Origin of the sequence: Nonomuraea turkmeniaca, assembly GCF_005889735.1 — a bacterium.
Taxonomy (GTDB): Bacteria; Actinomycetota; Actinomycetes; order Streptosporangiales; family Streptosporangiaceae; genus Nonomuraea; species Nonomuraea turkmeniaca.
Window position 1 is genome coordinate 1 of the sequence record NZ_VCKY01000504.1, and the last position, 2,036, is coordinate 2,036.

Annotated in this window: 3 protein-coding genes; 2 read left to right on the top strand and 1 reads right to left on the bottom strand. The window is 71.8% G+C overall.

The features are described 5' to 3' along the window. Positions 1-122 precede the first annotated feature (122 nt). A complete protein-coding gene (locus tag ETD86_RS54065; protein WP_211370935.1) occupies positions 123-356 on the top strand; it encodes a YybH family protein in 234 nt (77 codons plus the stop codon). Between the two features lie 43 nt (positions 357-399). On the opposite strand, the gene ETD86_RS54070 is transcribed toward ETD86_RS54065, so the two are convergent. After that, complete coding sequence (locus ETD86_RS54070; RefSeq protein ID WP_138674344.1) at positions 400-1,143, bottom strand: SDR family oxidoreductase; 744 nt, start codon at positions 1,141-1,143, stop codon at positions 400-402. A gap of 79 nt (positions 1,144-1,222) precedes the next feature. Between ETD86_RS54070 and ETD86_RS54075 the strand changes: the two genes are divergently transcribed. After that, a complete protein-coding gene (locus ETD86_RS54075; protein WP_138674345.1) occupies positions 1,223-1,696 on the top strand; it encodes an RrF2 family transcriptional regulator in 474 nt (157 codons plus the stop codon). Positions 1,697-2,036 lie beyond the last annotated feature (340 nt).

Here is a 2,036-nt window from a genome sequence, read left to right on the forward strand (position 1 = left end):
CCCCGGACGCACCCGCGCACCCACCGCTCGCCGCCCCCGAGGAACCTGTCGGCAGAAACCTCCGCGCATGACGCTGCGCGGCGGCCAACCGCGGCACGCTCGGCCGTACGGACGCGCCGGCGTTGCCGGACGGCCGGGTCGCCACGGGCAGCGAGGAGATCCGCCAGGCATATGCGCAGTTGCTGGCCGGCCAGCCCACCTTCGCTCCCGGCCGGCAGCAGCCGACGCCGCGGAGCGGCGACCTGGCGCTCACGTCGGTGCGGCCGCCCGGCGGCGGCGTCACGGTCGAGGTGGCTCGCCGCCAGGCCGACGGCACCTGGTTGTGGGTGATCGATCAACCCAGCCTGCCGAAATAGGCCGTTCGTCGGCGCGGGCGATCCGCTCCGTGACGTCGTGCCTCTATCGCTGTCCTGCGAGCCACTCATCGAACGTGGTCGGCGCGATACGGGCACCCTCACCGGGCAGCAGCACGTTGCCCGCCATCTCCGGGCCGAACACCCCCGACCACGCCGGCACCAGCTTCATCTCGCGGCCGCGTGCCTCCAGAGTGCGCCGGGCCATGTCGACGAGGTCCTGCGACTCGGGCCCGGCCACGTCGATGTGGTGCCGCCGCGGTTCGCCCACGGCGACCTCGGCGAGGACGCCGGCCACGTCCGCAGGCGCGATCGGCTGCACGAGCAGCGGCGCGATGGTGGCGACGCCGTCCTGCTCGGTCCAGCTCACCACCGTGGCGGCGAAGTCGTGGAACTGCGTGGCCCGGACGATCGTCCACGACACCGGACCGGCCACCACCAGGCGCTCCTGCTCCCGCTTGCCGGCGTAGTGCGCGTTTCCCTCGATGCGATCAAGCCCGACGATCGAGAGCAGCACGTGGTGACGGACGCCGGCCCGCTCCCCGGCGGCGAGCAGGTTAGTGGTGGCGGCGCCGAAGTGTTTCACCGCCTCGTCCCGATCGGTCGCCACGATGTTGGTGGCGTCGACGACCGCCTCGACGCCGGCAAGGGCATCGTCGAGGCCGTCTCCCGTCACCAGATCGACGCCCAGGGAGCGACTGAGGCGCACGACGTGGTGCCCGTCCCGCTCGAGGGCCGCGACGGTCAATGACCCGATGTTCCCGGTCGCACCGGCGACTGCGATCCGCATGATGACCTCCCCTTCTCACTGATCCGGTCACCCTATCTCGGACTAAAAAGGTCCGCAATATCGGCAATATGCTGGAACCATGAAGCTGCCCGCGAGCACCGAATGGATGCTGCACTGCGCCACCACACTGGCCCAGCTCGAACCCGGAGCAACCGCGTCGGCGGCGCAGCTCGCGGAGTACTACGACCTGCCCGCGCCCTATCTCGCCAAACAGTTGCAGGCGCTGGTCAGGGCCGGCGTGCTGGCCGCGACGACGGGCCCGCGAGGCGGATTCCGGCTCGGGCGGCCGGCTACCGAGATCACGCTGCTGCACATCGTCGAGGCGGTCGACGGCACGTCCTCGCCGTACGAGTGCCGCGAGATCCGCCAGCAGGGGCGGGGGGCGCTGCGGCCCGAGGATTGCCTGCGCACCTGCGTCCTCGCCGAGAAGATGGCCGAGGCACACGATGCGTGGCGGCACAGCCTCGCCGCGGTCTCGCTCGCCGACATCCTCGCCTCGCTGCCCGCGTCGGCGCCGGCCCGCACCCGCTCACGCCTCGCCGGCCTGCGCTAGCTGCCGCCACGCCTGGGTCTGCAGAGGCAGACTCACTTCAGGGTCTGGCCCGGCGGGGGGTTCACGCGTTCCGCCTTGGGCCTGTCTGTCGATTTGCCGACTTGTCCTGGCGGTTCCCGGGTCTGGCCGGGTGGCGTGTGTTGACGGCCTGTTTCCGAAGACGCGCTTGGCGATGCTTGTGAGGTCGCGCTCATGGTGGGCCGGATCGCGGGTTTGGTCGACTCGGGGACCCCAGATGGCGCAGCCGCGGACACCGGCTTGTGCGCGGGAGGTGTCGTCCGGACGGCGGCGGGTTGTGGCGTGGTCCGCTGCCGGCGCACGGTGGGGGTCGGGCGTGGGG